Origin of the sequence: Catonella sp. (assembly GCF_052173895.1) — a bacterium.
GTDB lineage: Bacteria > Bacillota > Clostridia > Lachnospirales > Lachnospiraceae > Catonella.
The window spans coordinates 1-3,568 of the sequence record NZ_JBQMXS010000091.1 but is presented as its reverse complement, the minus strand read 5'-3'; the positions used below and the strand labels follow the sequence as shown (position 1 = coordinate 3,568).

Here is a 3,568-nt window from a genome sequence, read left to right as displayed (position 1 = left end):
ATTAGTTCCGGGCTTTCTTCTATTCATATAAGCCATAATATCATCTTTATTGAGGGGAAGTCCGGCAGGACAACCATCTATAACTACGCCAAGTCCTACCCCATGTGACTCTCCCCAGGTTGAAATGTGGAATAAGGTGCCAAAATTTGAACCAGCCATATGAGCCTCCTAAATGTTTTATTAATTTTATCAGAAAATATATCTTAAAACAAGGGAATATCAATATACTACAGTTTTAGTGCAAATATTAAGCGAAAAGCTAAAAATCCGTTGACATAAACAAGATTTTGTTATAAGATAAATCAATAAATTGTATATACAATTGCGTATATAAATATCTGTTTTAGTATGACATTTTTCTATTAAAGTAGTGGATTGAGGGGCAGAGAGAATAGAGTTTGATTGGGGAAAAAGTATTATTCTAAACCGGTTGTATTGGAAGGACTTAAGAAATGGGCAGATGCATATGAGGAGGATCTTAATAACGGACAATATGATGAAATTTATTCTGCAAGAGCAAGAGAAAAAACGCTTTAATATGATTTTAAAGGAGAGCAAGGGATGAAGGAAGAAAAGGCAGTATTAAGGACAGAAAGTGATTCTATTGGAGAAAAAGCTGTGCCGGAGGATGCCTATTATGGAGTGCAGTCATTAAGGGCAGCAGAAAATTTTCATATCACAGGACTTAAGATGCATCCTGAACTTATAAGGAGCCTTGCTTTTATAAAAAAAGCAGCAGCCATTTCAAATCATAAGGTAGGATTGCTTAGTGAGAGTATTACTAAGGCAATTGTAGATGCCTGCAATGAGATTATACAGGGAAACTATTGGAAAGATTTTATAGTTGACCCTATTCAGGGTGGAGCAGGAACTTCTATTAATATGAACGCAAATGAGGTCATTGCTAATAGGGCGATTGAACTTCTGGGAGGGAAAAAGGGAAATTATTTCTTCGTTCATCCTAATGATCATGTGAATTGTGGGCAGTCAACCAATGACGTAATACCGACAGCCGGTAAGATGACTACTCTTCGCCTGCTTGATAGGCTAAAGTATGAGCTTTTAAGACTTCATACAGCTTTGTGTGATAAGGCTATTGAATTTGACCATATTATTAAAATGGGAAGGACTCAGATGCAGGATGCAGTGCCTATCCGTTTAGGGCAGGAATTTAAGGCTTATTCCGTTGCGGTTATGCGAGATATAAACCGTATGGAAAATGCAATGGAAGAGATGCGTTTTGTGAACATGGGAGGAACTGCAATCGGCACAGGAATAAATGCAGATAAGGGATATATGGAGATAATAACTCCTATGCTTTCTGAGATTTCAGGAATAAAGTTTAAGCAGGCAAATGACCTTATAGATGGGACTCAGAATATAGACTCTTTCGTATCTGTATCGGGTACAATTAAGGCTTGTGCAGTTACACTTTCTAAGATAGCCAATGATTTAAGGCTTATGTCTTCAGGACCTCGTGCAGGATTTAATGAGATAAATCTTCCTGCTAAGCAAAATGGATCATCTATTATGCCGGGCAAAGTAAATCCTGTTATTCCGGAAGTGGTAAATCAGGTGGCATTTAAGGTTATTGGAAATGATATGACTATTACTATGGCAGCAGAAGGAGGCCAGCTTGAACTGAATGCGTTTGAGCCTGTGGTATTCTACTGTATGTTTGAGTCTATTGATATACTTGCAAGTGCCATTCAGACCTTTGTAGACAACTGTGTTGTAGGAATTACTGCAAATGAAGCCCGTTGTCAGGAACTTGTTGATCATAGTGTAGGTGTGGTTACTGCACTTTGTCCATACCTCGGTTATAAGAAGTCTGCCGAACTTGCTAAAAAGGCACTTCAGTCCAACAAATCAGTAAGAGATTTGATATTGGAAGAAAAAATACTTACTGCAGAAGAAATTGATAAGATTTTAGACCCTGTTAATATGACAGAGCCAATTTCACTAAAAGTAATGAAACATTAAAGGAGATAAATGAAATTAAGGATACCGGATTATTATAATGATTTTAAATGTATAGGGGGAGATTGTACAGACAGCTGTTGTATAGGATGGGAACTTGATATAGACGAGGAGTCTTATGCAGCCTATAAAAAGGTGGGAGGAAGTTTTGGAAAAAGGCTGAGTGAGTCGATGGAAGACGGTTCGGATGAAACAGGAGAATGCAATACTTTTCGCCTAAACGGTAACAGGTGTCCATTTCTTAATGAAGATAATCTTTGTGATATATTTATCAATCTTGGAGAAAAGTCGCTTTGTAAAGTTTGTACTGAGTATCCAAGATTTACTGTGGAGTACGAACATACAAGAGAAAAGAGTATGGCTCTTTCATGTGAAGTGGTAGGGAGGCTGATATTTGGAAGAAAAGATAAAATTCGTTTCATAGAGAAGGAAATTCCGGACGAGTTAATATTTGAAGAGAGTGCACCTTTGTTTGTTGAGGAAATTGAAACTATAAGAGACAGGGGAATAGCTATATTACAGAATCGCAACAAGGATATTTATGATAGGATAAAAGAGTTTTTAGTCTTTATTTCTAAGGCTCAAGAAGTTATAAATGAAGGTAGTGAAGATGAAAGCTTATGTGAAATAATTAAGCATTTGGAAGTAGTCTGTCCTAAGTCTAAAAATGCTACAATATCTTCATTTTTAGAGGAAGTATTTTATCTGCTTGGAGAACTGTATGTATTGGGAGAGGAATGGGAGCAGGTTTTTCAAGAATTTAAGTCGGAATTTAATGAAGAAGTTCTTGCTGAATTTGAAAAATGCAGGAAAGAAATTAATATGCTTGATATTTGGTATGAAAATATTATGGTGTATTTTGTATTTAGGTATTTTACAAAGGCAGTGTATGATTGTGATGTGATTTCAAGAGCAAAGTTTGCATTTTTAGGCTTTTTTGCCATAAGAGGTTTGGCGGCATTGAGATATAAGAAATTAGGAAAATTTGATTTAAATGATATGATAATTGTTGCAAAAGCCTATTCTAAGGAAGTGGAACATTCAGAGGGGAATATTGAATATCTTCTTGAAGAATTTTTGTTTTCTGAAGAATTTGAAGTGAATAATTTATTATTAGTGATATAGGCAACATAAGCTAACCATTAAAAATGGGTTATCTTTTGAGGTTACAAGGGAGAGATAAAAGAAACATAGAGTAAAATTTAAGGAAAATCAGCATAAAAGATAACATAATAGATTTGAGAAGAGCAATCTTAGTTTAGGGTTGCTTTTTTATTTTTTAGAATTATCCTAATAAAGTGCATAAAATAGATAGTGTAGTATAAAATTAAATATATTTGTACAAAAAATATATAAAAAATGTACAAATTAAGATTTATTTTATACGGTGTAAAAAATATGGTTTCGGAATGGGTGCATACTGGAATGCTAGGAAAATTAATACTACACCCCAAAAACTTATTTTCACAGTTTAAAATATCCGTCACAGTAAATATCAATTTTATTAATGATAATTGCTGTAGCGTTAAATATGTTACAGAGCCATAATCTTCTTCTCAGAAATGCCGGTAATTTCTGCAATCAAGCT

At 34.8% G+C, this 3,568-nt stretch carries 4 protein-coding genes; 3 read left to right on the top strand and 1 reads right to left on the bottom strand.

Translation table 11 applies throughout. The features are described 5' to 3' along the window. On the bottom strand, positions 1-159 hold a 159-nt coding region (locus tag ACTTG8_RS09990), incomplete at its 3' end, for a chorismate synthase (protein ID WP_442561960.1). A gap of 243 nt (positions 160-402) precedes the next feature. Between ACTTG8_RS09990 and ACTTG8_RS09985 the strand changes: the two genes are divergently transcribed. From ACTTG8_RS09985 to fliB, 3 genes are read left to right on the top strand one after another with little or no spacing between them, the layout of a single operon-like run. After that, complete coding sequence (locus tag ACTTG8_RS09985) at positions 403-537, top strand: hypothetical protein (RefSeq protein WP_442561959.1); 135 nt, start codon at positions 403-405, stop codon at positions 535-537. A 24-nt stretch (positions 538-561) separates the two neighbouring features. Further along, positions 562-1,983, top strand: coding sequence for an aspartate ammonia-lyase (locus ACTTG8_RS09980; protein ID WP_442561958.1), 1,422 nt, complete (start codon positions 562-564; stop codon positions 1,981-1,983). A 9-nt stretch (positions 1,984-1,992) separates the two neighbouring features. Next, on the top strand, positions 1,993-3,105 hold the full coding sequence (gene fliB, locus ACTTG8_RS09975) for a flagellin lysine-N-methylase (protein ID WP_442561957.1): 1,113 nt from the start codon (positions 1,993-1,995) through the stop codon (positions 3,103-3,105). Positions 3,106-3,568 lie beyond the last annotated feature (463 nt).